This window comes from Bradyrhizobium sp. USDA 4353 (genome assembly GCF_054063215.1).
The window spans coordinates 2234522-2260619 of the sequence record NZ_JBSSGB010000001.1 but is presented as its reverse complement, the minus strand read 5'-3'; the positions used below and the strand labels follow the sequence as shown (position 1 = coordinate 2260619).

The following is a 26098-nucleotide window of genomic DNA, read 5'->3' as shown; positions in this document are numbered from 1 at the left end:
GCACCTGCTCGCATGCGCGGGCTGCTCCAGTTGAACGTTCGCAGGGCCCGCGGATGCAGATCTACCTCCCCATCGCCGACATCCCGGTCAACATTTTCCTGCTGCTGGCCATGGGCGCGGCCGTCGGCTTCGTGTCCGGCATGTTCGGCATCGGCGGCGGCTTCCTGATGACGCCGCTCCTGATCTTCGTCGGCATCACGCCGGCGGTTGCGGTCGCCTCGGTGTCCAGCCACATCGCCGCCTCCTCGTTCTCCGGCGCGCTGTCCTATTGGCGGCGGCGGGCGATCGATCCGTCGCTGGCGCTGGTGCTGATGATCGGCGGCACGCTCGGTACCGCGCTCGGCGTCGCCACCTTCACCTTGCTGCGCTCGCTCGGCCAGCTCGACCTGATGATCGCGCTGTCCTATGTCGTGCTGCTGACCAGCGTCGGGGGCCTGATGTTCTGGGAGGGCCTGCGCGCCATCCTGCGCGCACGCCAGGGCGCGGCCGCGACCGTGCGCCGTCCCGGCAGCCATGTCTGGGTCCATGGCCTGCCGCTGAAGATGCGGTTCAAGCGCTCCAAGATCTATGTCTCGGTCATTCCGGTGATCGGCATCGGCGTTCTCATCGGCTTTCTCGGCGCCGTCATGGGCATCGGCGGCGGCTTCATCCTGGTGCCGCTCTTGATCTATCTGCTGCGGGTGCCGACCTCGACCGTGATCGGCACCTCGATGGTGCTGACGCTCGCCACCATGATGATCGCAACCATGCTGCATGCGCTGAGCAATCATCTGGTCGACGCCGTGCTGGCGCTGATCCTGATGGTCGGCGGCGTCACTGGGGCGCAGTTCGGCGCCCGCGCCGGCCAGATGATCCGCGGCGAGCAGCTGCGGCTGCTGCTGGGTCTCTTGATCCTTGCCGTCGGCATCCGCTTTGCGATCGAGCTCGTGATCAAGCCCGACGACCTCTTCACCATCCGCGAGACCGAGGCGAGCCGATGACCCTGCTCCGCCTCGCCTGCGTGACGCTCGCGTTGCTGCTCGCCGGTGCGGCACCGGCGCGCGCGGAACGGCTGATCGCCTCCGTCTCCAACCATCGCGTGACGGTGACGCCGAACTATTCCGGCGAGGAACTCGTCTTGTTCGGCTCGGTCGAGAAGGACGCGCAGACCCCGCCGACCCGGACCGCCTATGATCTCGTGGTCACCGTGCGCGGGCCGCGCGCGGACATGGTGACCCGGCGCAAGGAGCGCAAATTCGGCATCTGGATCAACACCGACTCGCGGCAGTTCCTGAAGGTGCCCGGCTATCTCGCGCTGTTCGCCAACCGGCCGTTCGATGCGATGGCCAATCCCGAGGTGCAACGGCGCCAGCAGCTCGGCCTCACCAATGTGTTGCTGACGCAGCGCGTCGGGCCCGACTATGGCGACGTGGTGCCGAACGACGTCTTTCGCAGCGCCTTCGTGCGGCTGCAGTCGCAGCACGGCCTATACCGCGAGGATACGTCGGCAGTGACGTTCCTGACGCCAACGCTGTTCCGCACCGGCATTCCCCTGCCGGCCGCGGTTCCGATCGGCACCTATGAGATCGAGATCAAGCTGCTCGCCGACGGCGCGCTGATCACCAAGACGGAGACCGCGTTCGAAATCGTCAAGGTCGGCTTCGAGCAGTTCGTCGCCAGCTCCGCGCGACAGAACGGCTTTGTCTATGGCCTCGTCACGACGGCGATGGCGCTGATGACGGGCTGGATGGCGTCGATCGTGTTCCGGCGCGATTAGGCCGCCGCAGCGCGCGTCGTGCGCGTCACCAGATAGATGCCGATGGCGACGGGGACGACGCCGAGCAGGTCCTGCAGCGCGACATGCTCGCCGAGCACCAGGAAGGCGAAGATCATCGCCAGCGGCGGCATCACGAAGTGATAGGCGCTGGCCGCGGTCGCGCCGCACACCTTCAGCAGATGGAACCACAGCACATAGGCCAGGATCGAGCCGCCGAGCACGAGGAAGGCGAAGGCGCCGGCAAGTTGTGCATTCGGCGTGACGTCGTGGATATCGGAGATGCCGAGCGCGACTGGCCACAGCACGAGGCCCGCGGACAGGTTCTGGATGCCGTTGCCGACCCACAGGCTGCCCTTGGGCGCGAGCTGCTTGAACAGGATGGTGCCGGTGACGATCGAGGCCAGCGCTGCCAGCGTATAGAGGATGCCTTCCAGATGATCGGTACCGACCGACATGCGGTGCCAGACGATCATCGCGACGCCGAGCGTGCCAAGCGCGAGGCCTGCGATCTTGCGCAAGGTCAGCGGCTCGCCCAGCAGGAGCGCGGCGAACACCGCGGTGAATACCGGATTGGCCGAGACGATCAGCCCGCCCAGGCCGGCCGACACCGTCTTCAGCCCGGTATAGCCGAGGCCGAGATACAGCGCGTTGTTGGCGACGCCGATGATCGCGAACACGGCCGCATCGCGCCAGCCCATGCGCAGCTCGCCGCGGATGAGCGAGACCGCCAGGATCATCACGCCCGCGAGCGAAAATCGCGCCGCCAGCAGCAGCAGCGGCGGGCAATAGGTCACGCCGATCTTGCCGGCGACGAAGGCGAAGCTCCAGAGCAGGCAGAACAGGCCGATCTCGAGCGGCAGCAGGTTCGATTTCATCGGGGTCGCGGCAGCCGGCGAGGATACGGACGACATCGGGGATCTCCTTCGCCGCCGGTCTAGGGCTGTTCTTTCTCATTTGGAAATTAAATGATAGACTGAAACTCAGTGGATTTTCGAATGGAGTCTCCCGATGCTCGATCTGGAGCTGCTGCGCAGCTTCGTCTCGGTGGTCGAGGCCGGCGGCTTCACCCGGGCCGGCGAGCGGGTCCACCGCACGCAGTCGACCATCAGTCAGCAGATCCGGCGGCTGGAGGACGACCTCGGCCAGACGCTGCTCAACCGCGACGGCCGCGAGGTGACGCCGACCGAGGCCGGCGAGCGGCTGCTCTCCTACGCGCGCCGGCTGCTCGCGCTGGCCGAGGAAGCCCGTGATGTCGTGGCGCGCCCGGGGCCTGACGGCGCGGTGAAGCTCGGCATCCCCGAGGATTTTGCCGCCTACCGTCTGGCGAAGCTGCTGGCTGCGTTCTCGCGCGCACATCCCAATTTGCGGCTCGACGTGCGCGCCGACCAGAGTCTGAATTTGAAGCGTGATATCGAGCGCGGCGATCTCGACCTCGCGCTGCTCAAGCGCGGTGTCGAGGACACACGCGTGGCGATCGCAGCATGGCCGGAGCAGGTGCATTGGGTGACCAGCAGGAGCCATCCGGTCGACCTCGACACCAGCTCGCTGCCGCTGATCGGCTTCCCGCTCGGCTGCATCTACCGGACCCGCGCGATCCACGCGCTGGAAGCCGCGGGGCGGGCCTGGCACATGGCCTACACGTCATCGAGCCTCGCCGCGATTCAGGCCGCGGTCGCGGCGGGCATGGGGTTGAGCATCCTCTCGGAGATGTCGGTGCAGGCGGAGCACCGCGTGCTGACGGCGCGCGAGGGTTTTGCGCCGATCGACCGCACCGAGGTCGCGCTGCTCGCCTCGCCCAACGCCAGCCCGGCGACGTTGCGCCTGGCCGACCGGCTGGCGGAGTTCTGCGACAAGGTGCAGGCGAAGGCAGCGTAGCTGTTGCCAGGAGGATGACCCAACCCGACGATCAATGACGATCGCCGAACTAATAACATTTCGCCGCGGCGATGCTGTGCAGCCGCGTGTCGCCCAGAACATGCGCGATGAAGGCGCGCTTCGGGAACAGCTTGGCAAAAGCCGCGTCGCGCACGCTCAGCCCTCCCGCATAGGCACCGAACGCCGGCATCACCGCGCGGACGCCGTCGGAGACGAAGCAACGACGTTCGAGTGTGCGGGCGCGCGTCGCGACGCGGGCCTTGGGATGCAGGTGGCCGGCGATCTCGCCGCGTGCGCCGGTCGGCTCGTGGCGAAACGTCACGGAGCCAAGCGTGATCTCGTCCGCAACCTCGCCGCCGATGCCATGCGGCGCGGGATCGTGATTGCCGGTGATCCAGATCCAGTCGCGGCCGACTTGAAGATTCGCGATGCAGGCGCGGTCGTCGCCGGTCAGGCGGGTATGCGCTTCGCGATCATGAAAGCTGTCGCCGAGCGCGATCACGGTGCGCGGATTGTAGTGCGCGATGACCGTCGCGAGCCGGCGCAAAGTCGCAACTGTATCGAACGGCGGCAGCAGGGTGCCGCGCGACGCGTAGCTCGAGCCTTTTTCAAGATGCAGATCGGAGACCACCAGCAGGCGCTGCTCGTCCCACACCAAGGCACCGGAGAGATCGGCGCGCAGCGCGGTGCCGGCGACCTCCATCATCCCCGATACGCACAGTGTGCCCCGCAACTCCGCCTCGCCTTTCGCTACCCCATCGCCTCCTTGACGAGTTCCTCGGCGGCCTCCGCCAGGAGCTCGTCGGCGGCCTCGCCATAGACGGATTCGCGGCCGATTTCCAGCATCACCGGCACCGCCAGCGGCGAGACGCGATCGAGCGGGCGATGGGTGATTCGGCCCTCGATGCGCTTGAGCATATCACCGAGGCGGCGGAGATCGAGCAGGCCGGTGGCGGCATCGGCGCGGGCGGCGCGCAACAGCATGTGATCGGGCTGGTGCCGGCGTAGCACGTCGTAAACGAGATCGGTCGAGAACAGCACCTGGCGGCGGGTCTTCTCCTCCGTCGTCGAGCGCCGCGCGATCAGGCCGGAGATGATGGCGCAGGAGCGGAACGTGCGCTTCATCAGCGCCGATTCGTCGAGCCACGCCTCGAGATCATCGCCGAGCATGTCCGGATCGAAAAGCGCGGCGAGATCGAGCCGGCCCTGTTTCACCATCGACGACATGTCGCCGAGACTCCACACCGCGAGCGCATATTCGTTGGCGACGAAGCCGAGCGGCCGGGCGCGCGCGCGCTCCAGCCGCCGCGTCAGCAGCATGCCGAGCGTCTGATGCGCAAGCCGACCCTCGAAAGGATAGCAGACGATGTAGTGCTTGTTGGAGCGCGGAAAGGTCTCGACCAGCAGCTCGCGCCGCGCCGGAATGCGCGAGACGTCCTTCTGCAGCGACAGCCAGTCGCGCACCTGCTCCGGCAACGCGCTCCAGGCCGTGCGGTCGTCGAGCAGGCCGCGCACGCGCTCGGCGAGATAGGTCGACAGCGGAAACTTGCCGCCCATGTAGGACGGCACTTTCGGGTCGGCATCGTTGGCGCGCGAGACATAGACCTGGTCTTCGGCGAGCGTCTCGTAGCGCACGATCTCGCCGCCGAACACGAAGGTGTCGCCCGGCGTCAGGCCCTCGATGAAATACTCCTCGATCTCGCCCAGCAGCCGGCCGCCGCGCGCGATCGTGCCTGTGGTGCCCTTGGCCGCGCCCCGCGAGCGCACCAGCCGCACCTTCAGCATCGCCTCCTCGACGATGGTGCCGACATTCAAGCGGTAGCTCTGCCGCACCTTGGGATTGGCGACGCGCCAGCGGCCTTTCGCATCCTGCTTGATGCGGGCGAAGCGCTCATAGGTCTTCAGCGCGTAGCCGCCCGACGCGACGAAGTCGACGACATCGTCGAAATCGGCACGTGTCAGCGTCGCGTAGGACGCGGCGGTGATCACCTCGGCATAGAGTTCGTCACTCAGAAACGGCTCGCCGCAGGCGCAGCCGAGCACATGTTGCGCGAGAACATCGAGCGCGCCGGTGCGGAGCGGTGGCGTGTCCTGCGCGTTGTCGGCAATGGCGTCGATCGCGACCGAGCATTCCAGCACCTCGAAGCGATTGGCCGGCACCAGCACCGCGCGCGAGGCCTCGTCGAGCCGGTGATTGGCGCGGCCGATGCGCTGCATCAGCCGTGAGCAGCCCTTGGGCGCGCCGACATTGATGACCAGATCGACATCGCCCCAGTCGACGCCGAGATCGAGCGACGACGTACAGACCACGCCGCGCAGCCGGCCGGCGGCCATCGCATCCTCGACCTTGCGGCGCTGCGCGACGTCGAGCGAGCCGTGGTGAAGCGCGATGGCGAGGTTGTCGTCATTGATGCGCCAGAACTCCTGGAACAGCATCTCGGCCTGGCTGCGCGTGTTGACGAAGACCAGCGTGGTCTTGTTGGCCTTGATCAGCTCGTACATCTCGTTGAGCGCATGACGTGCGCTGTGACCGGCCCAGGGCAGGCGCTCGCGGGTGTCCAACATTTCGACGACCGGCTGCGCGGCGCCCCCGGCGACGACGATGTCGGCCGCGGCCTCGGCACCTTCCGGCTGCGGCACCAGGAAGCGCGCAAGCTGATCCGGCTCGGCCACCGTCGCCGACAAGCCGATCATGCGCATCTCGGGCGCGAGCCGCCACAGCCGCGCCAGCCCCAGCGACAAGAGATCGCCGCGCTTGGAGGTGACCAGCGCATGCAGCTCGTCGAGCACCACGCGCTTCAGCGAGGAGAACAGGAACGGCGCGTCGTCCGACGACAGGAGCAGCGCGAGCTGCTCCGGCGTCGTCAGCAGGATATCAGGCGGATAACGCCGCTGGCGCTGCTTGCGTGACGCCGGCGTGTCGCCGGTGCGGGTCTCGACCTTGATCGGCAGACCCATCTCGGAGATCGGGGACTCGAGATTGCGCGCGATGTCGACGGCGAGCGCTTTCAGGGGGGAGATGTAGAGGGTGTGCAGACCGGCGGGGCGCGGCGGATTGCGGCCGGTCGTGGTGACGATGGTGGAGCCCTCTGCCAGCGCGGGAGGTTGCGACGAGGGGGTCTCCATCGGCACCGCCGCCGGAGGCCCCCCTCCCCGCCCCTCCCCCCACAAGGGGGGAGGGAGTGGAGAGCGCGGAGTGTTTGGTGAGAGCAGGTCGACTGCTTTTCGCAACGGCTGAGCCCAGCTCGACCAAGGTCGGGAGGAACCCGGCGAGTGTCTTGCCGGCGCCGGTCGGGGCAATCAGCAGCGCCGAACGCTGCGCGCGGGCTTTCTCCAGTAGCGCGAGCTGATGCGCACGTGGCGTCCAGCCGCGCGCCGCGAACCATTTCGTAAAATGGTCCGGCAGCGTGGCGCGGTCATCGGGCGGGACTGGTCGGATGCGGGGCGGCACTGGGGGAAGGTAGGGAGTCCATCACCTTTCGTCGAGGGCGGACGGCCGCCCCGCTCTCCGCCGTCGTCCCGGCGAAAGCCGGGACCCACAACCACCGGCTTCGGTGGGACGATGACTGGCAGCTGTGATTCACCGAAAGATTCCGCGGTATGGGTCCCGGCTCAAGGCCGGGACGACAGCGGAGTTTGTGGCTCCCGCTCGTGCCACATCGTCGCGAGGAGCGCAGCGACGACGCAATGCAGATTGTCTCAGCAGAGGACCTCTGGATCGCGTCGCTGCGCTCGCGATGACGATGGAGACCGCCTACTCCGTCATCGGCTTCTCGGAAACGATCCAGTCCTTGCCGTCGAAGATCGAGATGTAGAGCGTCTTCATCGGCGTGTAGTCGTCGGGCGTGTAGGCGTAGTTGACGCCGTCGAGGAAGTAGGGCGAGTGGAAGCCGGCGAGCGTGGTGGCCTGCTTCAGCACGTTCTCGCGGGTCAAAGTGTCGCCGCAGCGGCGCAGGATCTCGGCCATTGACGCTGCCTGGCCATAGCCGGCATAGGCGATGCTGTTGTCCGGATCGATGTTCGGGACATATTTCGCGCGCAGCGCCTCGAAGCCCTTGACGTAAGGATCGTCCTTCCATTGCGGCACGCCGGCATCCTTGGAATAGCGGATAGCGACGATATCCTTGGCGTTCTCCAGCCCCGCAGCCGAAAGGATGGAGCGTCCGGTCGAGCCCGCGGACAGAAGCTGCAGCGGCTTCCAGCCGAGTTCGGCGACCTTGCGGATCGACTGCGACGTCGCCTTGCCGGTGGTGATGTTGTAGAACACGTCGGCGCCGGACTTCGACAGATTGATCAGCTGCGAATCGACCGTCGGCTCGGTGAGATCATAGGTCTGCTCCATGATCACCTGGGCCTTGCCGCCCGCATCCGCCAGCACCTTCTTGAATGGGCCTAAGAAGTCGCGGCCGAAATCATCGTTCTGGTAGAGGATGCCGATCTTGGCCTCGGGCTTCACGCTCAGCACATGCTTGGCGAGAATGCGCGCCTCCGTCGGATAGAGCGGCAGGCCGGCCATGGTCCATTTGAAGTTCTTCGGATCATTCCACTTCGAGGCGCCGGTATTGAGCAGGAGTTGCGGCACGCCCTTGGAGTTGAGGTATTTGTGCACGGCGGTCTGCGGCGCGGTGCCGAGCGAGCCGTACAGCGCCAGCACTTCCTCCTGCTCGACCAGGCGGCGGGTCGCCTCGACGCATTTCGGCGCGCTATAGGCGTCGTCCATGGTGAGGAACTTGACCTTGCGGCCGTTGATACCGCCCTGCTCGTTGAGCATCTGGAAATAGGCCTCGCCGATACGGCCGAGCACGCCATACAGCGAGCCCGGGCCGGAATGCGGAATGGTCTGGCCGATCTTGATCTCGGTGTCCGTGGCGCCGGCGTCGTATTTCTTCTCAGCGGCCCAGACGGAAGGCGAGGCGATGGTCGAGGCACCCACAGTCGCGAGCGCGGTGGCGCAGAAATCGCGCCGGGTCAGATGTTTTTTCATTATTGTCTCTCCCTAGACTGCCGGCATTTTTTGGCATCGGGAGAGCCGCGGCAAGAGCGAAGTTGCCGCATCGCGCGCTGCGTGCAGCGCATTCAATAGCGTGTAGACTCAAGTCCGGATCGCGACCACCGCAAGCCCACGCACCGGCGCCTGATCTTCGGTACGCGGCGACGCCGGTTCGAGATACGCGAGCTTCAATCCTACCTCTGTTACGACGCGGCGGATATATTCCGCACCATGGGCATAGCGCAGTCCCTTGCCCATGATCACGCCGTCGCCGTCATGAGTCTCGACGGTGAACGTGACGATGCCGCCGGGCATCAGCACGCGATTCGCTTCGCGCAGCACGGGACCGAGATCGCCGACATAGACCATTGCGTCCGCCGCAAGGACGAGATCAGCCGACGCATCGGCCTGCCGCTCCAGGCCGGCCGTCATGTCGTCGACCTCGAGCGCGGCGTAGAGTCCGGTGTCACGCGCCTGCGCGATCATGCCGGCGGAGAGATCGATGCCGATGAAGCTATCGACGTTGCTGGCGAAGGCGGCGGCGCCGAGGCCGGTGCCGCAGCCGAGATCGATCGCGCGCTTGAAATAGGCGGGCTTCCTCTCGGCGGCGCGGACCGCAAGCACGGCCTTGAACAGGATCGCAGGCGCGCGATAGTGCAGCCGCTCGATCAGCTCGCTCTCGAAGCGCGGCGCGTATTGGTCGAACAGCGACTGCACATAGGCCTTCGGCATATCCGTGAGCGGCGCGGCGCCGAGCTGCATCAGCCGCACGGCGGCGCCGTGGCGGTCATCCGGATCGGCCGCGACGGCGTTCTGGAAGGCGGTGATCGCCTTGTCGGTCTCGCCAAGTGCGAGTCGGATCTTGCCGAGCTCGAACCACGCCGAGGCGAAGCTCGGCGCGACCTCGATGGCCTGCTCCATCACGTCGGCGGCAGCCGTGAGATCGCCCTTGAGCTGCAGGTCGCGGGCGAATTCATAGCGGCGGTCGGCGATCAGGTCGCCGGAGGAGAGGAACAGGCGGTGGGGCATCGGGGAACCATGTGTGCGCGGCGCTGTCATTCCAGGAGATGGATGCGCGGGTCAAGCCCGCGCATGACGAGCCGGAATGTGGGACCGGCTGAATTTCTCCAACCGAGACCTATATGACGACCATGCGTCCGCAAGACATCCTGCTGCCCGTTCCTTCCGGCCTGTGCTGCAAGGCTGGCGGCTTTCACATTGATCCCGTGCGCCCGGTCGATCGGGCGCTGATCACCCACGGCCATTCAGACCATGCCCGCGCCGGCCATGGTGCCGTGCTGGCGACGCAGGAAACGCTCGACATCATGCGGCTGCGCTATGGCGAGAACTTTGCCGGTTCGACGCAGGCGATCCGCTATGGCGAGGAGATCAGGCTCGGCGACGTCACCGTGAGCTTCCACCCGGCGGGCCACGTGCTGGGCTCAGCGCAGATCAAGGTGTCCTCCGGCGGCACCTGCATCGTGGCATCCGGCGACTACAAGGATGCCCGCGATCCGACCTGCGCGCCATTCGAGCTGGTGCAATGCGACGTCTTCATCACCGAGGCGACGTTCGGGCTGCCGGTGTTCCGGCACGGCGATACGGCGCTGGAGATGAACAAGCTGCTCGCCTCGGTGGCGCTGTTTCCCGAGCGCGCGCATCTGGTCGGCGCTTATTCCCTCGGGAAAGCGCAGCGCGTCATCGCGCTGATTCGCGAGGCCGGCTACGACGCACCGATCTATCTGCATGGCGCGATGGAGAAGATCACGCGCTACTACCAGGACAAGGGCATCCCACTCGGCGAGCTCCGGCCGGTGAAGGGCGTCAAGAAGGCCGAGCTTGCGGGCACCATCACGCTCGCGCCGCCGAGTGCGACGTCCGATCTCTGGACGCGGCGTTTTCCCGATCCGGTCACCGCCTTCGCCTCGGGCTGGATGCGCGTGCGCGCCCGCGCGCGGCAGCGTGGCGTCGAGCTGCCGCTGGTGATCTCGGACCATGCCGACTGGGACGGATTGACCGCGACGATCGCGGCGACCGGCGCCGGTGAGGTCTGGGTCACGCATGGCCAGGAGGATGCGCTGGTGCATTGGTGCCAAAGCAAGGGGCTTGCGGCGCGGCCGCTCGATCTCGTCGGCTATGGCGATGAGGAGGAGAGCGAGGTGGTGGCCGCGGAGGATGCCGAGGCATGAACCGCTTCGCCGAGCTGCTCGACCGCCTCGCTTATGAGCCCGGCCGCAACAACAAGCTGCGCCTGCTGACCTCGTATTTCCGCGAGGTTGGGGATCCCGACCGCGGCTACGCGCTGGGCGCGCTGACCGGCGCGCTGTCGTTCAAGCATGCCAAGCCGGCACTGATCCGCGACCTGATCGCGGCGCGGACTGACCCGGTGCTGTTTGCGCTATCGTATGACTACGTGGGGGATCTGTCGGAGACGGTCGCGCTGATGTGGCCGAAGAGTGGGTCTCAGCAGCACCGCGTCGTGGGGCACCCCTCTCCCCAGCCCTCCCCCGCAAGGGGGGAGGGAGCGCAGTGGCGTGCGGAGCTGGCAGCTCGGACAACATCGGACAGCGACTCGACACGATCGAGCCCTGCTTTCGGGACCGCGAGTGCGGGAGCAGCAGTTACTTTTGCGTCACCGACCTCCGCTCTCTCCGTTCCCTCCGCCCTTGTGGGGGAGAGGGTCAGGGAGAGGGGTACCCCACGGGTGGTCTCTTGGATCAGCCCCTATCAGGCCACAACAACCCGCCGCCGCCGACGCTCACCGAGGTCGTCACCACGCTGCGCACGCTCGGCAAGACCGAGATGCCGAAGCAGCTCGCGCTATGGCTGGACGAGCTCGACGAGACCGGGCGCTGGGCGCTGCTGAAGCTCGTCACTGGCGCATTGCGCATTGGCATCTCCGCGCGCCTCGCCAAAACCGCGGCGGCCGCGCTTGGCGACAAGGACCCGCACGACGTCGAGCTGATCTGGCCGGGCCTATCGCCGCCCTATCTCGAGCTGTTTGCCTGGCTGGAGGGCCGCGGCGACAAGCCGGTCAACCGCGATCCCGCGCCGTTCCGACCCGTAATGCTGGCGCATGCGGTGGAGGACGGCGACTTCGCTCATATGGATGCGAGCGACTACATCGCCGAATGGAAGTGGGACGGCATCCGCGTGCAGGCGGTCAGCGGCCGCGAGACGGATGGCCGCATGGTGACGCGGCTGTATTCGCGCAGCGGCGAGGACATCACCGCGAGCTTTCCCGATCTGCTGCCGTCGCTGCATCTGCCCGGCGCGCTCGACGGCGAGCTGCTGGTGGTGCGAGATAAGCGCGTGCAGAGCTTCAACGTGCTGCAGCAGCGGCTGAACCGCAAGACGGTGTCGGCGAAGCTGATGAAGGAGTATCCGATCCATCTGCGCGCCTACGACCTGCTCAGCGAGGAGGACAACGATCTGCGCGAGCTGCCGTTTGAACAGCGGCGCGTGAAGCTGGAAGCGTTTATCAAGCGCCTCGACGATCCGCGCGTCGATCTGTCGCCAACCGTTGCCTTCTCCACCTGGAACGAGCTGACGGCCGCTCGCGCCGATCCGGCGTCGGCCGGCGCCGGCGACGACGCCGAGGCAGTCGAAGGCGTCATGCTGAAGCGGCGCGACGCGGTCTATCTGCCCGGACGGCCGAAAGGCCAGTGGTGGAAGTGGAAGCGCGATCCTCATATCATTGACGCGGTGCTGATGTATGCGCAGCGCGGTCACGGCAAGCGCTCGTCCTATTACTCCGACTACACATTCGGTGTGTGGACGGCCGGTGAGGCCGGCGATCAGCTGGTGCCGGTCGGCAAGGCCTATTTCGGCTTCACCGACGAGGAGCTGCTGCAGATCGACCGCTTCGTCCGCCGCAACACCACCGAGAAGTTCGGCCCCGTCCGCCACGTGGTGCACGAGCCCGAGCAGGGCCTGGTGCTGGAGGTCGCGTTCGAGGGCCTGCAGAAATCGCCGCGTCACAAATCCGGCGTCGCGATGCGCTTCCCCCGCATCAATCGCCTGCGCTGGGACAAGCCGCCGCGCGACGCCGACCGGCTGGAAACGCTGGAGCGGATGTTGAAGAGCGAGACGGCCGGGTGAGCCGCTGGAACATTAAATGCCGGTAAGCGGCTTGCGCGGCTCAGGCGGGTTCCCCACCTGCCCTGCCGTGCTTTATAATCGAGCACGAATCCGCCGGTCACCGGCCTTCGCAGTTGCCTTGGAGACGACGACATGTCGAACGACATCAGGGACTATCCGGCCCGCGCCCGCAGCTCGGATGGCCTGTATCGCTTTCTCGGCGGATCTCCGGTCGCGGTGGCGTTCCGGCTGATCCTGTTGTCGATCCTGGTCGGCGTGGTGCTGTCGGCGATCGGCTTCGATCCGCTGAACATCCTGCACAGCATCCAGTTGCTGTTCATCCGGCTCTATGAGCTCGGCTTCGACGCCTTCAACTGGCTGTGGCGCTACTTCCTGCTCGGCGCTGTCATCGTGATCCCGGTCTGGTTCCTGTCGCGGCTGTTCGCCCCGCGCGGGCGCTGAGAGGGCGCAGCCGATGCAGCTTCGCTTCGTCGGCTGTGGTGACGCGTTCGGCTCCGGAGGCAGGTTCAACACCTGCTTCCATCTGACGGGCGCGGAGACCAACCTGCTGATCGACTGCGGCGCTTCCTCGCTCCCCGCGCTGAAGCGGCTCGGCATCGCCTGCAACGATGTCGCGCTGATCCTGATCACGCATTTCCATGGCGATCATTTCGCAGGTCTCCCCTTCCTGCTGCTCGATGCGCAGTTCTCGCGGCGAACACAGCCGCTGGTGATCGCCGGCCCTGCCGGCATTGCGACACGGCTGACGCAGGTGATGGAGGCGCTGTTCGGGCATTCGTCGAATACGCCGCGCAAGTTCGAGCTGTCGGTGATCGAGCTGGCGCCTGAAGAGACAGCGCAGTTCGGCGAGGTCACCGTGACACCGTTCCCGGTCGTGCATGGCCGCTCGGGCGGACCGTTTCTCGGCTACCGGATCGAGGCCGAGGGCAAGATCGTCGCCTACACCGCCGACACCGAATGGACGGACAGCCTGGTGCCGCTCGGCCGCGATGCCGACCTGCTCATTGCCGAGGCCTACACCTACGACAAGGCCGTGAAGAACCACCTCAGCCTCGCGGCACTGGAGGCGCATCTCGGCGAGATCAGGCCGAAGCGGCTGGTGCTCACCCATATGGGCGAGGACATGCTGGGCCGGCTATCGACGCTGCCGTATACGACGGCGCATGATGGTATGACGATTGATCTATAGCCTCATACCCGCCGTCACGGCTATGTTCAGGTCGGACCGGGACTGATATCCGCCGCAGCATGGCGCCGGATCGGACCGGCAAAGCGGGCGAGCTTTCCGTTGCATTCACCGGCAGTCAGCAGGCCAGACGTCACCAGCGCGCGGGTGTTCGCCATCGCGGGCCCGGCGATGCTCGCCAACATCACCACGCCGCTGATCGGCGTCGTCGCGACCACCGCGATCGGCCGCCTCGGCGAGGCGAGCCAGCTCGGCGGCGTCGCGATGGCCTCGGTGATCTTCGACTGCACGTTCTGGCTGTTCGGCTTCCTGCGCATGAGCACGCTCGCCTTCACGGCGCAGTCGCTCGGCGCCGGGGACACCAGCGGCATCCGCGTGACGTTAATGCGCGGGCTGCTGGTCGCCGCCCTCGTGGGGGCTGCGCTGATCGCCCTGCAGCGGCCGCTGGCCGATATCCTGTTCGCAGCGATGGGCGGCTCGGCCCCCGTCGTGAGCGCCGGGCGCAGCTACTTCCTGATCCGCATCTGGTCCGCCCCGTTCGCGCTCGCCAACTACGTGTTCCTCGGCTGGCTGGTCGGCCAGGCCTGGGCGCGGCTGGCGCTCGGTGTGCAGATCACCATCAATCTCATCAACATGGCCGCGACGCTAATGCTCGTGTCGCTATTCGATTTCGGCGTCACCGGCGCAGCGATCGCCGCTGTGATCGCCGAGAGCAGCGGCGTTGTGATCGGGCTCGCCGTCGCCCGGCACTACCTCCCTGGCCGGCTGGTGGAGTCGTGGCGACAATTGCTCGACCGGGATCAATTGCTGCAGGTCCTCGCCGTCAACCGCGACATCATGATCCGGACATCGGCGCTGATTGCAGTCTACCTGTTCTTCAGCGCGCAGGGCGCGCGCGCCGGCGACGTGACGCTGGCGGCCAACGCCGTGCTCAACAATTTCCTGCTCGTCAGCGCCTTCTTCCTCGACGGCTTCGCCAATGCGGCCGAGCAGCTCTGCGGCTTTGCCGTGGGCGCGCGCGATCGCAAGGCATTCACCGGCGCCATCAGGCTGATCCTGGCCTGGGGCTTCGGCTTTGCGCTGGCGGTCGCGATCGTGCTCGCGGTGGCAGGTCCCGCGCTGATCGACCTGATGACGGCCTCGGCTGCCGTGCGGCTCGCCGCGCGCGACTTTCTCGTCTTCGTGATCGTCTCGCCATTGCCTGCGGTCTTCGCCTTCGCGTTCGACGGCATCTATATCGGCGCGACCTGGGCCCGCGACATGCGCAATTTGATGATCGCCTCGCTGGCCGCGTTCTTCCTGACCTGGCTCGCGCTTCGCTCACTCGGCAACACCGCGCTGTGGTTCGGCCTGCTCGCGTTCTATGCCTCGCGCGGCGCCCTGCAGGCCACGCGCTATCCGGCGCTGCTGAGGATGTCGTTCGGGAGATAGAGTAAGCTTGATAGCCGTTGGAAGCTGAGCGCTCTGCTTGTGGCTGCGCCCTCTCCCGCAAGGGGAGAGGGCGCTGTATTACACAGCGCGTAGTTCGTAGGGTGGGCAAAGCGCAGCGTGCCCACCGCGTGCTTGCTCCGCGCGGATCTGTGGGCACGCTGCGCTTTGCCCACCCTCCATTCTTGGCCGATGATGTAGTTCGGCCTAAACTGGCCAATCCTCGGCCGTGATCGTCGCCGCATCGGCGCCGACGATCTCGGACAGAGACTCGCGGCCCGTGCGCAGCAAGGTCGAGGTCAGATCGGCTTTGATGCTCTCGACCAGGCCGAGGCCCTTGTAGACCAGCGAGGAATACAGCTGGATCAGGCTGGCGCCGGCGCGGATCTTGGTGAGCGCGGCGCCGCCGGTGTCGATGCCGCCGACGCCGATCAGCGGGAAGGCGCCCTCGACGCGGACGAAGGTCTCGGCGACCATGCGGGTCGACAGCCGGAACAGCGGCCGGCCGGACAGGCCGCCCTGCTCCTTGGCGCGCAGCTGCTCGCGCAAGGAGTTGGGCCGGGCGAGCGTGGTGTTCGAGACGATTATGCCGTCGACGCCGCGCGAGCGCGCGACATGGACGACGTCGTCGAGCTCGGCGAGGCTGAGATCGGGCGCGATCTTGAGCAGCACCGGGGTGTCGCCGGCCTTGCGGCGGACGCGGTCGCGCGCCTCCAGCACCTTGGACAGGAGCTCGTCGAGCTGCGAGGCCTGCTGCAGATTGCGAAGGCCCGGCGTGTTCGGGGAGGAGATGTTGACGGTGAAATAGCTCGCGACCGGGGCGAAGGTCTCGATCAGCCGGACGTAGTCGGCGACACGGTCCGCCGAATCCTTGTTGGCCCCGACATTGACGCCAACGATGCCGCCTTGGCTGGCCCGCCCGGCGAGCCGGCGCAGCACGGCCTCGGCGCCGTCATTGTTGAAGCCCATGCGGTTGATCACCGCCTCGTCGCGCTCCAGCCGGAACAGCCGCGGCCGCGGGTTGCCGCTCTGCGGCCGGGGGGTGACCGAGCCGATCTCGACGAAGCCGAAGCCGAGCCGCAGCAGCGCGTCCGGCACCTCGGCGTTCTTGTCGAAGCCAGCCGCCATGCCGACCGGGTTCGGGAAATTGAGCCCGAAGGCGCGCACCGCAAGCTTGGCATCTTTAGGCCGCGGCTTGACCGCCGGCAGCAGCTTCAGGCCCTGGATAGCGAGCCGGTGCGCATCCTCGGCATCGAGCCAGCGGAGCAGCGGCAGCGAGAGCTGGTCGAAGGCGCGAATCACGGCTTGAGGTCCGGAATGTCGTGGCCGCCATCAGCCCGGCTGTGCATCTGGTGAACGGCGGTGACAACGCCGGGATCGAGCTCGCCATAGAGGTGCGGGAACAGCTCATCGTTCCGCGAGCGCTCCCAGCGCAGGCCCGGGCCCAGCGCATCCGCTTCGACCTCGACCAGGAACAACGCGCTCTGCCCGAAGAAGTGCTTCCGGGCGGTCTCCGGCACCTGCGAGGCGGTCGAAAAATGGATGAAGCCGTCGCGCAGATCATCGGCGCTGCCGCGGTAGACACCCTGCCGCTCCGCCTCGCGCCAGGCCGAAGCTGAGCAGATTTTGTAGATTTTGGGCACCTTCGCGCGATCCTGGCTTGATCTTGAGTTTGCTGATCTTTTCGGGAGCGGCCGACCGTATCGGCAGGGGCTTTCGAACTCAAGCATCGATTGCCCTGAAGTGGCGCCCGCCCGGCCCGCAAAGGTTGTGCCCGTGGCAACACGGGTTTTCCTGGGTGCAGCCGGTTCCATCAACAAGGATTAACGGAATTCGGCTTTCCTAGTTGTCGCGATTCGCCCCGCGCCGCCGGCGCTGATGGGCCGCAATGTTTGCCTGCATCACACTTGACCTTTGGAGATTGCCATGGACCGCCGCAACGTTTTGAAGGCCCTTGCGGGGCTCGCCCTCTGTCCCGTCTGCGCCCAGCCGGGCTTCGCCGCCGAAGGCGCGCCGCATTGGAGCTATGAGGGCGCGACCGGACCGGCCAAATGGGGCGATCTGGATGCGGCCAACAAGGTCTGCGGCGTCGGCACGCAGCAATCGCCGATCGACATCGAGCACCCGACCCGCGCCCAACTGCCCGACTTCAAGCTGTCATGGGCCAAGACCGCCGACACCATCGTCAACAACGGCCACACCATCCAGCTCAACTTCGCCGACGGCAGCAGCACGCTGAAGCTCGACGGCACCACCTACAAGCTGCTGCAGGTGCACTTCCATCGTCCGAGCGAGCACCAGATCGGCGGCAAGAACTATCCGATGGAGGCGCATTTCGTGCACCGCGCCGCCTCCGGCGGGCTCGCGGTGGTCGGCGTGCTGATGACCACCGGCCGCCCCAACCCCGCTTTCGCGCAGATCGTCGCGACGATGCCGGACAAGGAAGGTCCCGCGGTGAAGGCCGATGCGCGCATCAATCCCAACATGATGCTGCCCAACCGCCGCTCCTATTATCGCTATGCCGGTTCGCTGACGACGCCGCCCTGCTCGGAGGTGGTCGAGTGGCTGCTGCTGGCCGATCCAATCCAGGTCGCGGAAGCCGACGTCGCGAAGTTCGCCAAGCTCTATCCGATGAACGCCCGCCCGGTGCAGAAGCTCGACCGCCGGTTTGTGTTGCAGGGGGTGTAGTCCAACAGGCCGGTTCGGACCGAAGCGGCTGCCAAGCACTCCGCTGTCGTCCCGGCCTCGAGCCGGGACCCATACCGCGGAGTGCCAATTGGTTTGCGAGGTGGCGGAGATCTTCCGCCACACAACGGCCGGTGGTTATGGGTCCCGGCGCGGAGGCCGGGACGACACCGTTTGTGGGGTGACCGACCTGGGCCTCACGCCGAGCGCGCCAACGCGCCGTCGATCATCGCCACCGCGTTGTTGATGCCATAGACGGCCACGAAGGAGCCGAAGCGCGGGCCCTTCTCCTGGCCGAGCAGCACCTGGTAGAGCATGTTGAACCAGTCCAGCGACACGCCGGGACGGCCGTCCTTGCCCTTCTTGACGTGATCGAGGAACGGCTCGCGGCGGCCGATCTCGTAGACCACGTTCTGGATGTCCTCGGCGGTGGCTTCCGCCGGCAGGTTCGACAGCGCATCGCGCAGATCCTGCAGCGCCACGCGCTCGCCCTCGGTCGGCTCGCGGAACGTCTTGGTCGGCGCCACGAAGTCGCGATAGTAGTTGATGGCGTAGCCGACCATCGCGTCGAGCTTCGGATGCGTCTGCGGCGTCACGCCGGGACGGTAGCGGCCGATGAAGCCCCACAAGGTCTCGGCATTCTCCGCATTCGACGACGACACCAGGGTCAGCAGCAGCTGGAACGTCACCGGCATGTCCGCCTTCGGCGGCTGGCCGGAATGGATGTGCCAGACCGGATTGCCGAGCTGCTGCTTGGCGTCCTGCCTCGGGAAGCCCTCGAGGAACTGCTGATAGTCGTCGACATTGCGCGGGATGACGTCGAAATACAGCCGCTTCGCCGCCTTCGGCTCGCGATACATGAACAGCGACAGCGATTCCGGCGAGGCGTAGCGCAGCCACTCGTCGATGGTCAGGCCGTTGCCCTTCGACTTCGAGATCTTCTGGCCCTTCTCGTCGAGGAACAGCTCGTAGTTGAAGCCCTCCGGCGGCGTGCCGCCGAGCGCCGCGCAGATCTTGCCCGACAGCTTCACCGAATCGATCAGGTCCTTGCCGGCCATCTCATAGTCGACGCCGAGCGCGAACCAGCGCATCGCCCAGTCCGGCTTCCATTGCAGCTTGCAATGGCCGCCGGTGACCGGGACGGTCATCCGCTCCTTGGTCTCGGGATCGTCATAGGAGATGGTGCCGCCCCGGGCGTCGTGCTCGACGATCGGCACGTACAGCACGAGGCCGGTGCGCGGACAGATCGGCAGGAACGGCGAATAGCTCGCCGCGCGCTCCTCGCGCAAGCTGGGCAGCATGATCGTCATCACCTTCTCCAGCCGCTCAAGCATGCGCAGCAGAGCCGCATCGAACTTGCCCGAGGTGTAGTACTCGGTCGACGACGCGAACTCGTACTCGAAGCCGAATTTGTCGAGGAAGGCGCGCAGCCGGGCATTGTTGTGCGCGGCGAAGGACGGGTATTCGTTGGAGAACGGATCGGGGATGCGCGACAGCGGCTTGCCGAGATGGCTCGCCAGCATCTCCTTGTTCGGCACGTTGTCCGGCACCTTGCGCAGGCCGTCCATGTCGTCGGAGAACGCGATCAGGCGCGTCTTGATCCTGTCCTCGGTGAGCACGCGAAAGGCGTGGCGCACCATCGTGGTGCGCGCGACCTCGCCGAAGGTGCCGATATGCGGCAGGCCGGACGGACCGTAGCCGGTCTCGAACAGCACCTCGTCCTTCGGATTTTTCTTCAGCCGGTTGACGATCGCCTTCGCCTGCTCGAACGGCCAGGCGTTGGAGTTCTCGGCGAGCGCACGCAGGTCGCTCGGGCTGGGAGGGGCGAGATCGATCGTGGACATATCAACTACCGATTTTGATAACGTAGGGTGGGCAAAGCGAAGCGTGCCCACCGCGGTGGTGGTGGGCACGGCGCTGCGCGCCTTAGCCCACCCTACGGGTGAAAAGTCAGAACGGGCTGATTGAGAAATAGCGCAGCCACAGATCGGTGTAGCGGCCTTTTTCCCAGACCCGGAACAGCGCCCAGTTCAGGGCCTGGCGCAAGAGGTCGTTGCCCTTGCGCACCCCGATCCCGACGCCCTCGCCGAAATAGCGGCTTTCGACGAAAGGTCCACCGGAAAAGGCGCAGCAATCGGCCGAATCGGTGCCGTTGACCCAGAAGGCCAGTGAAATGCCGTCGCCGAAGATCAGGTCGACCTCGCCCCGGCGCAGCGCCTGGCGCAGCGCGTCGTCGTTCGGATAGGGCTTGATCTCGGCATCGGTGAACATCGCCTTGAGGTAGGCCTCATGCGCCGTGCCGGCGATGGCGCCGATCTTCTTGCCCTCCAGGAACTCTGGCCGGATCTCGGTCATGACCGCGTCGCGGCGGGAGACGAAGCGCGCCGGTGCCCGATAATAGGGGTCTGAGAAATCCAGCCGCGCCCGCATCTGCGGCGTCACCGCGATCGAGGCGATGATCGCATCACCGCGGTTCGAGGACAGCGCGTCGAGCAGGGTCTCGAAGCGACGCATCTGGATGGTGCAGGTGACCTTGATCTCGTCGCACAGCGCTCGCGCAAGATCGACGTTGAAGCCGGCCGGATTGCCGTCGGGCCCGGTGAAGTTGAACGGCGGATAGTCGGTCTCGGTGAGGAAGCGAATCACCGTGAGGCGCGACAGATCCGGCCGCTCCGGCCGGCGCCGGGGGTCCCAGAAGCCCGGGACCGCCTGCGGGGCCGCCTCGACGGCGGGACGAACCGGAGCCTGCGCGCGCGCGGCCGGGACGGAGGCCGCCAAGCCGAGGCAGAGCAGCACGCCCGCGATCGCGGCGCGGGCTGCGCGGGTGGGCTTGGCGGCGTGTGACAAGGCGGTCGGCATCAGCGCTCCCGATGGTCAGCGCGCGTTATAGACCATCCCGGCGCAATTTCGAGGCTGGAGGAGGCTCCGCGGCCCCCGCTCCGCCGCTGGCGTTAACGCGCTCAGAGGTATTTCTTCAGGTCCGAGGCGGCTTCCTCGGGGGTCCGCTTCAGGTTGAACGGCGCGACAAAGCGGCCGTTGCGGTCCATCAGATAGACCAGAGCAGTGTGGTCCATGGTGTAATCGCCGTCCTTGAGCGGGACCTTCTTGGCATAAACGCGGTATTCGGTGAGGACCTTGGCCAGCACCTCGGGATCGCCCGTCAGCCCCTTCAGGTGCGGGTCGAAGCTGGAGAGATAGTCCTTCATCGTCGCCGGATTGTCGCGCTCGGGATCGACCGAGATGAAATAGGCGTTGACGCGCTCGGCATCCGTACCCATCGCGCGCAGCACCTCGGACATTTCGAACAGCGAGGTCGGACAGACGTCCGGGCAATGGGTGAAGCCGAAGAAGATCAGGCTCGGACGGCCTTCGAGGCTCTTCTCGGTGACGACGGCGCCGGTCTGGTCGGTGAGCTGGAATGGTCCGCCGATCGCGGCAGGAGCTGCGATGTTGCGGCCACCGCCGCCCATCACGAGGAACATGCCAGCCAGCCCGATCACGAGGCTCAGGGCAAAGGCTCCGACGATCACCAGCGGGCGGATGGCATTGGACGGCATGCCGTGTTCCTTATCTCTGTCTCAGAAGCAGGCGCTGAAGCCGGCCGCGATCATTTCGAAGAACACCGCGGTCCCGTAATGCGCCCACAGCGTCATGGCCCCAGCGACGAGACCAAAGGCCAGCACCGCAGCCGCAATCGCCGGTGCAGTCAAACGGCGACCGGGACCGGACGATATCTCTTGCTGCGCTGAAAGAGGCTGCATGATGGCGTGCCCACTTCGCGGGGCACTGGCCTGAAATGGTACAGACCGTGACCCCGCCTCTCAAGCTCTGAGATAGGCCGCGGCAGCGGGGGAGGCAAGCACTCCGGCGCTTGCCGAAGTCAGGGGGCGGCGGACAGCCGGCCCGATCAGTGCGAGGCCGACGCCTTGGCCGCGGCCGGCGAGATCTCCGGGGCGTTCGGGGCAACCTGCGGCGCAGACGGCGAGGCTGCCTGGGCGTCCATGTAGCAGGGCTTGTACAGCGCCTGCAGCTCCCTGCCCTTCAGGAAGATCATCCGCGGGGTCAGGCCGCCACGCTGGGTGATCCAGCGGCGGATCGGCGACGGATACATCGAGTACAGCATCTGGGTCGCCTCGGGATTGGTGACGGCGCGGCCGTTGGCGCCGAAATCCCAGGCCGCATGGAAGCCGAGATTGGCATGCGAGGTGACGCAGATCTTGTCGTGGGGAATCGCGCCAAGCACGATGGTGCAGGCCGAGGCGCACAGGCCGTCGATGATCACATACTCACCGGACGTCCGCAGGCCCTGGTATTTGTCGACATAGGTCCCGATCCGCCCGCCACGGTCGTCGGCGATGCGGACCACGGCCTGGCTCGCACTGACGCCCGACAGCAAGAGAACGACCGCGAGCAACCCCGTCCAGAATTTCATGTCGAGCCCCAGTTCAACCCGGCGAAGCCGATCTGACCGACTGTGACGCGCATCGCATGATGGAAGTCACGTGATGCGCTTGTTGTGATGCTTGGCCTGCGGCGGACCTTGCAATCACGAGCCTTTCCCCAGACCGGAACGTGAAAGCCAAATCCAAATCGCACCTGCAGCGTGTTGCGAGATCGTGTTTTTGTCCAGGACGGTGCAGCGGCGCGAACCAAATTCAGGGCAAGTGTTGCAGGCTCGCTGCACCACCCGGTTGCTGCCGTGAAAAGATCGCCTCACTTGGCTCCGGGCATGGCAGTTGCGCCACGGGCGGGGCGACGGCCCGGCATGATTCGCCCACAGGCGCGGCATTCGCATCACGGCAGCGCAAAATAACCCCGGGAAAACCCGGGGTCCTCAAGGGGAACCTCAAAGGCGGAACCTCGAGCGTGCGCACGCATACGCACGGCGTTGGACGAGAGGAGATTCGGCGCGGTATCCTCGTCCCCGCAACAATGGTGATCGGAGACGACGGCAGGAGATGGGCGGCCGCGAGACGGACGCTCGCGCGACCGTCTCAGCCGGCGCAACGGCCATCAGCTCAACGGTGATGGTATCCCGCCGCGGCACGTCTCCTGTTTCGTGCGGACGACTGAGTACAGAAATCTGGCGCGCGTGTGCATCCCCGCGCCTGCGAGCCCCGGTCAGTCGTTCGGCAGACGAATGCGCGCGCCAAACGTGACCAGCGGCGCATCGGCGGCACTGAGCTGGATCTGCCGCTCAGGCACTTCCTGATAGCTGCCGTCTTCAGTCTTTCTTAACTCGTATTGCCAGACCGTTAACGTCTCGCCGCGCGCGAGCGCATCGCGGATGCGCGCGGCGCCGCGTCCCGGCAGCTTGACGAGATCATCGCGCATCACGCCGATCACCATCGGGCTCTCGCCACGATGCAGCTCGAAGAACACCATCCGGTTGGGCTTGTCCTGCGGCTTCAGCACGGTGTCAGCCGTGAACAGGACGAGACAGATCGCAACCGCGATCAACTTCCAAGTATCGGACAACATGCGACGCAAATCCCCCGCACCGTCTCTGCGCGCTGGTTAAGCCTCGCGCACAGAAGCGGCAACTTACAGTTTGGTCATGCCAAATGAGATGACGTCGGAGGTAATCGATTCGATGCGCGGCGTGCGCGATCTTCGGCTCCTCATCGTTCACAACATGGAGAGCAGAGATGATCGACCTCGCCGCAATCGCCGACGGCTACATTGCGCTGTGGAATGAACGCGACGGCGCAGAGCGCCGCGCTCGGCTTGCGCGTCAATGGACAGCGGATGTCAGCTATGTCGATCCGCTGATGCATGGCGATGGCATCGACGGCATCGACGCGCTGGTGAGTGGCGTGCAGCAGCGCTTCCCCGAGTTTCGCTTCCGCCAGCTCGGCGCCGCCGACGGCCACGGCAACTACGTCCGCTTCTCCTGGGGGCTCGGTCCTGACAATGCGGACTGTCCGATCCAGGGCACGGATTTCGTCGAGCTGGCCGATGGTCGCATCCGGCGCGTCACCGGCTTTCTCGACAAGGTCCCGGAGGGCGCCTGACCTCGCACGCAGCGCTTACCTCGGGAGCACGGCCGCGACCGGCTCAATAAGCAGGGCGGACCGTGCCTGCCCGCTTTGACAGGCTGCCATGTCCAGGCGTGTGAGCACACGCCGGATGATTGCGCTACGTCAACGTCGGTCCTGTCCCGCGGCTGCAAGACGCAGCCGATGTGAGGCGCTCAGGATCGCCGGAGGCCAGGTTGCAGCAAGCCAATCCCATCGATGATCACGCTGCGGCGGCCGGCACGCTGGCCGCCGTCGCGACCCTGCCCGAGCTCTGGCGCTGGCGCGTCGGCCAGAGCCCCGAGCAGCCGGCCTATCGCCATTTCGCTTCCGGCCGCGGCTGGGTGAGCTTCACATGGCGCGAGATCGAAGACGTCGTCGCGCGATGGCGTCGAGCACTGGCCGCCGAGGGCTTCATTCCAGGCGAGCGCATCGCCATCCTGATGCCGAACGGCATTGCGCATCTTGCAATGGACCAGGCGACGCTGTCGCGCGGCCTGGTGCCGGTGCCGATGCACGCGGTCGATAATGCCGACAGCATCGCCTACATCCTGGCGGATTCCGGCGCCCGGCTGCTGCTGGTCGATTCCGATGCGCGCTGGCGGGAGATCGCCGCCGTCGGCCAGGCGCTGCCGGACCTGCAGCGCATCGTCTGTGCCGAGTTCGGTGAAGATTCCGGAGCGGCCGAGGAGCCACGTCTCGTCGCGCTAGACGCCTGGCTGAATGCAGCCGCCAATGCCGCGCCAGCCGACGACGACATCGCGATCGCGCCGCACGATCTCGCCGCCATCGTCTACACGTCCGGCACCACAGGGCGGCCGAAGGGCGTGATGCTGACGCATGACAACGTCGTCGCCAACGTAAAGGCCATCCACCAGCGGCTCGCGGCCGACATCGACGATGTGTTCCTGTCGTTCCTGCCGCTGTCGCACACGTTCGAGCGCACCGCCGGCTACTACTACGCGATCGCGATCGGCGCCTGCGTCGCCTATGCCCGCTCGGTGAAGCAACTCTCGGACGATCTGCTGGAGGTCCGTCCGACCATCCTCATTTCGGTGCCGCGCATCTATGAGCGGATCTACTCGCTGGTGATGCATCACCGCGCGGTGGCGAATCCGTTCGAGCGCGCGCTGCTCGATCTGACGGTCGCGATCGGCGGCCGCCGCTTCGACGCGCAGCATGGCCAAGCGAAGCTTTCGGCGTTCGACCGCCTCGCCTGGCCGCTGCTGCAACGTCTCGTCGCCCACAAGGTGCAGGCGCGGTTCGGCGGGCGATTGCAGGTGGCGGTCAGCGGCGGCGCGCCGATCGCCGAGCCGGTGGTGCGACTGTTCCTCGCGCTCGGGCTCGAGGTGCTGCAGGGCTATGGCATGACCGAGACCTCGCCTGTCGTCAGCGTCAACACGCCCGGAGATAACGACCCGCGCACGGTCGGCCGCGCCCTGCCGGGCATCGAGGTGCGCATCGGCGACAATGCCGAGCTGATGGTGCGCGGCCCCAGCGTGATGCTCGGCTATTGGCACAAGCCGGAGGAGACCGCGCGGGTGAAGGAGCCCGACGGTTGGCTGCACACCGGCGACCAGGCCCGCATCGACCAGGGACGCATCACCATCACCGGGCGGATCAAGGACATTCTCGTCACCTCGACCGGCGAGAAGATCGCACCGGCCGATCTCGAAACCGCTGTCCTCACCGACCCGCTGTTCGAGCAGGCGATCGTCATCGGCGAGAACCGTCCGTTCCTGGCGGCGATCGTCGTGCTCAACCCGAAGGGCTGGGCCGAGCAGCAGGCGAAGCTCGCCGCCCACGGCCAGCGCGGTCCCGAGGCCGAAGCCGCTTCCCTGCTGCGCCACATCGCCCGCGCGGTGAAGGCCTACCCGGCCTACGCGACGCCCAAGGCCGTGTATTGGACGTTGGAGCCGTGGACGGTGCAGGCAGGCCTGATCACGCCGACCCTGAAGAACAAGCGCCCGGCGATCGAGCGGACCTTCGCGCGGGAGATCGAGGCGATCTACGCGAAGCGGCCGGCAGCCTCCGCGCCAACGCGTCGTTAGACCAAGAAT

23 protein-coding genes and 2 pseudogenes are annotated in these 26098 nt (G+C 66.4%); 11 read left to right on the top strand and 14 right to left on the bottom strand.

Going from position 1 to position 26098, the window contains the following annotated elements; translation table 11 throughout:
• Nucleotides 1-53 precede the first annotated feature (53 nt).
• Both ACVILH_RS10090 and ACVILH_RS10085 read left to right on the top strand, forming a co-directional pair.
• On the top strand, nucleotides 54-980 hold the full coding sequence (locus tag ACVILH_RS10090; RefSeq protein WP_456712756.1) for a sulfite exporter TauE/SafE family protein: 927 nt from the start codon (nucleotides 54-56) through the stop codon (nucleotides 978-980).
• Nucleotides 977-1756: a TIGR02186 family protein gene (locus tag ACVILH_RS10085; RefSeq protein WP_456712755.1), complete on the top strand. Its 780-nt coding sequence runs from the start codon at nucleotides 977-979 to the stop codon at nucleotides 1754-1756. The genes ACVILH_RS10090 and ACVILH_RS10085 overlap by 4 nt, the downstream gene beginning before the upstream one ends.
• On the opposite strand, the gene ACVILH_RS10080 is transcribed toward ACVILH_RS10085, so the two are convergent.
• On the bottom strand, nucleotides 1753-2667 hold the full coding sequence (locus tag ACVILH_RS10080; protein WP_456712754.1) for a DMT family transporter: 915 nt from the start codon (nucleotides 2665-2667) through the stop codon (nucleotides 1753-1755). The two genes, ACVILH_RS10085 and ACVILH_RS10080, sit on opposite strands and share 4 nt — an antisense overlap.
• Nucleotides 2668-2764: 97 nt before the next feature.
• On the opposite strand from ACVILH_RS10080, the gene ACVILH_RS10075 reads away from it, so the two are divergent.
• Entirely contained in the window at nucleotides 2765-3631 is an 867-nt protein-coding gene (locus ACVILH_RS10075) for a LysR family transcriptional regulator (protein WP_456712753.1), read from the top strand.
• Between the two features lie 49 nt (nucleotides 3632-3680).
• Here ACVILH_RS10075 and pdeM read toward each other — a convergent pair whose 3' ends face one another.
• The 5 genes and pseudogenes from pdeM to ACVILH_RS10050 all read right to left on the bottom strand — a co-directional run bounded on the left by pdeM (nucleotide 3681) and on the right by ACVILH_RS10050 (nucleotide 9650).
• Complete coding sequence (gene pdeM / locus ACVILH_RS10070; RefSeq protein ID WP_456716929.1) at nucleotides 3681-4334, bottom strand: ligase-associated DNA damage response endonuclease PdeM; 654 nt, start codon at nucleotides 4332-4334, stop codon at nucleotides 3681-3683.
• 47 nt (nucleotides 4335-4381) lie between these two features.
• Complete coding sequence (locus tag ACVILH_RS10065; RefSeq protein WP_456716928.1) at nucleotides 4382-6757, bottom strand: ligase-associated DNA damage response DEXH box helicase; 2376 nt, start codon at nucleotides 6755-6757, stop codon at nucleotides 4382-4384.
• Between the two features lie 78 nt (nucleotides 6758-6835).
• Nucleotides 6836-7082 (bottom strand): annotated as a pseudogene (locus tag ACVILH_RS10060) (hypothetical protein); the annotation flags it as partial.
• Nucleotides 7083-7385: 303 nt separating this feature from the next.
• A complete protein-coding gene (locus tag ACVILH_RS10055) occupies nucleotides 7386-8615 on the bottom strand; it encodes an ABC transporter substrate-binding protein (RefSeq protein WP_456712752.1) in 1230 nt (409 codons plus the stop codon).
• Between the two features lie 108 nt (nucleotides 8616-8723).
• Nucleotides 8724-9650, bottom strand: a complete 927-nt coding sequence (locus ACVILH_RS10050) for a methyltransferase domain-containing protein (protein WP_456712751.1) — start codon at nucleotides 9648-9650, stop codon at nucleotides 8724-8726.
• A 113-nt stretch (nucleotides 9651-9763) separates the two neighbouring features.
• On the opposite strand from ACVILH_RS10050, the gene ACVILH_RS10045 reads away from it, so the two are divergent.
• From ACVILH_RS10045 to ACVILH_RS10025, 5 genes and pseudogenes are all read left to right on the top strand, one after another.
• Nucleotides 9764-10810, top strand: a complete 1047-nt coding sequence (locus ACVILH_RS10045) for a ligase-associated DNA damage response exonuclease (RefSeq protein WP_456712750.1) — start codon at nucleotides 9764-9766, stop codon at nucleotides 10808-10810.
• Nucleotides 10807-12722, top strand: a pseudogene (locus tag ACVILH_RS10040) (ATP-dependent DNA ligase). Before ACVILH_RS10045 ends, ACVILH_RS10040 begins: the two are co-directional and overlap by 4 nt.
• A 132-nt stretch (nucleotides 12723-12854) precedes the next feature.
• The gene (locus ACVILH_RS10035) at nucleotides 12855-13163 is read left to right on the top strand and encodes a DUF6460 domain-containing protein (RefSeq protein ID WP_012030208.1); all 309 of its coding nucleotides are present in this window, start codon (nucleotides 12855-12857) and stop codon (nucleotides 13161-13163) included.
• A 13-nt stretch (nucleotides 13164-13176) separates the two neighbouring features.
• On the top strand, nucleotides 13177-13911 hold the full coding sequence (locus ACVILH_RS10030; RefSeq protein WP_456712749.1) for an MBL fold metallo-hydrolase: 735 nt from the start codon (nucleotides 13177-13179) through the stop codon (nucleotides 13909-13911).
• Nucleotides 13912-14055: 144 nt separating this feature from the next.
• Complete coding sequence (locus ACVILH_RS10025; RefSeq protein ID WP_456716927.1) at nucleotides 14056-15339, top strand: MATE family efflux transporter; 1284 nt, start codon at nucleotides 14056-14058, stop codon at nucleotides 15337-15339.
• 204 nt (nucleotides 15340-15543) lie between these two features.
• On the opposite strand, the gene ACVILH_RS10020 is transcribed toward ACVILH_RS10025, so the two are convergent.
• Together ACVILH_RS10020 and ACVILH_RS10015 are read right to left on the bottom strand one after the other, a co-directional pair.
• Nucleotides 15544-16638, bottom strand: a complete 1095-nt coding sequence (locus ACVILH_RS10020) for a quinone-dependent dihydroorotate dehydrogenase (protein WP_456712748.1) — start codon at nucleotides 16636-16638, stop codon at nucleotides 15544-15546.
• Nucleotides 16635-16979 (bottom strand): DUF952 domain-containing protein, encoded by a 345-nt coding sequence (locus ACVILH_RS10015; protein ID WP_456712747.1) that lies wholly within the window; start codon nucleotides 16977-16979, stop codon nucleotides 16635-16637. Before ACVILH_RS10015 ends, ACVILH_RS10020 begins: the two co-directional genes overlap by 4 nt.
• Nucleotides 16980-17262: 283 nt before the next feature.
• Between ACVILH_RS10015 and ACVILH_RS10010 the strand changes: the two genes are divergently transcribed.
• Entirely contained in the window at nucleotides 17263-18024 is a 762-nt protein-coding gene (locus ACVILH_RS10010; RefSeq protein WP_456712746.1) for a carbonic anhydrase, read from the top strand.
• Nucleotides 18025-18218: 194 nt separating this feature from the next.
• On the opposite strand, the gene ACVILH_RS10005 is transcribed toward ACVILH_RS10010, so the two are convergent.
• The 6 genes from ACVILH_RS10005 to ACVILH_RS09980 form a co-directional block, all read right to left on the bottom strand.
• A complete protein-coding gene (locus ACVILH_RS10005; protein ID WP_456712745.1) occupies nucleotides 18219-19865 on the bottom strand; it encodes a lysine--tRNA ligase in 1647 nt (548 codons plus the stop codon).
• Between the two features lie 106 nt (nucleotides 19866-19971).
• Entirely contained in the window at nucleotides 19972-20880 is a 909-nt protein-coding gene (locus tag ACVILH_RS10000; protein WP_456712744.1) for a transporter substrate-binding domain-containing protein, read from the bottom strand.
• Between the two features lie 101 nt (nucleotides 20881-20981).
• A complete protein-coding gene (locus ACVILH_RS09995; RefSeq protein ID WP_456712743.1) occupies nucleotides 20982-21578 on the bottom strand; it encodes an SCO family protein in 597 nt (198 codons plus the stop codon).
• Between the two features lie 21 nt (nucleotides 21579-21599).
• Nucleotides 21600-21731: a hypothetical protein gene (locus ACVILH_RS09990; protein WP_456712742.1), complete on the bottom strand. Its 132-nt coding sequence runs from the start codon at nucleotides 21729-21731 to the stop codon at nucleotides 21600-21602.
• Nucleotides 21732-21928: 197 nt separating this feature from the next.
• Nucleotides 21929-22453 carry a hypothetical protein gene (locus tag ACVILH_RS09985; protein ID WP_456712741.1) on the bottom strand — a complete coding sequence of 175 codons (525 nt, stop codon included), beginning with the start codon at nucleotides 22451-22453 and terminating at the stop codon, nucleotides 21929-21931.
• Nucleotides 22454-23142: 689 nt separating this feature from the next.
• A complete protein-coding gene (locus tag ACVILH_RS09980) occupies nucleotides 23143-23502 on the bottom strand; it encodes a hypothetical protein (RefSeq protein ID WP_456712740.1) in 360 nt (119 codons plus the stop codon).
• 167 nt (nucleotides 23503-23669) lie between these two features.
• On the opposite strand from ACVILH_RS09980, the gene ACVILH_RS09975 reads away from it, so the two are divergent.
• Together ACVILH_RS09975 and ACVILH_RS09970 are read left to right on the top strand one after the other, a co-directional pair.
• Nucleotides 23670-24035 (top strand): nuclear transport factor 2 family protein, encoded by a 366-nt coding sequence (locus ACVILH_RS09975; RefSeq protein WP_456712739.1) that lies wholly within the window; start codon nucleotides 23670-23672, stop codon nucleotides 24033-24035.
• A 200-nt stretch (nucleotides 24036-24235) separates the two neighbouring features.
• Nucleotides 24236-26089, top strand: a complete 1854-nt coding sequence (locus ACVILH_RS09970) for an AMP-dependent synthetase/ligase (RefSeq protein WP_456712738.1) — start codon at nucleotides 24236-24238, stop codon at nucleotides 26087-26089.
• The last annotated feature ends 9 nt before the right edge of the window (nucleotides 26090-26098 follow it).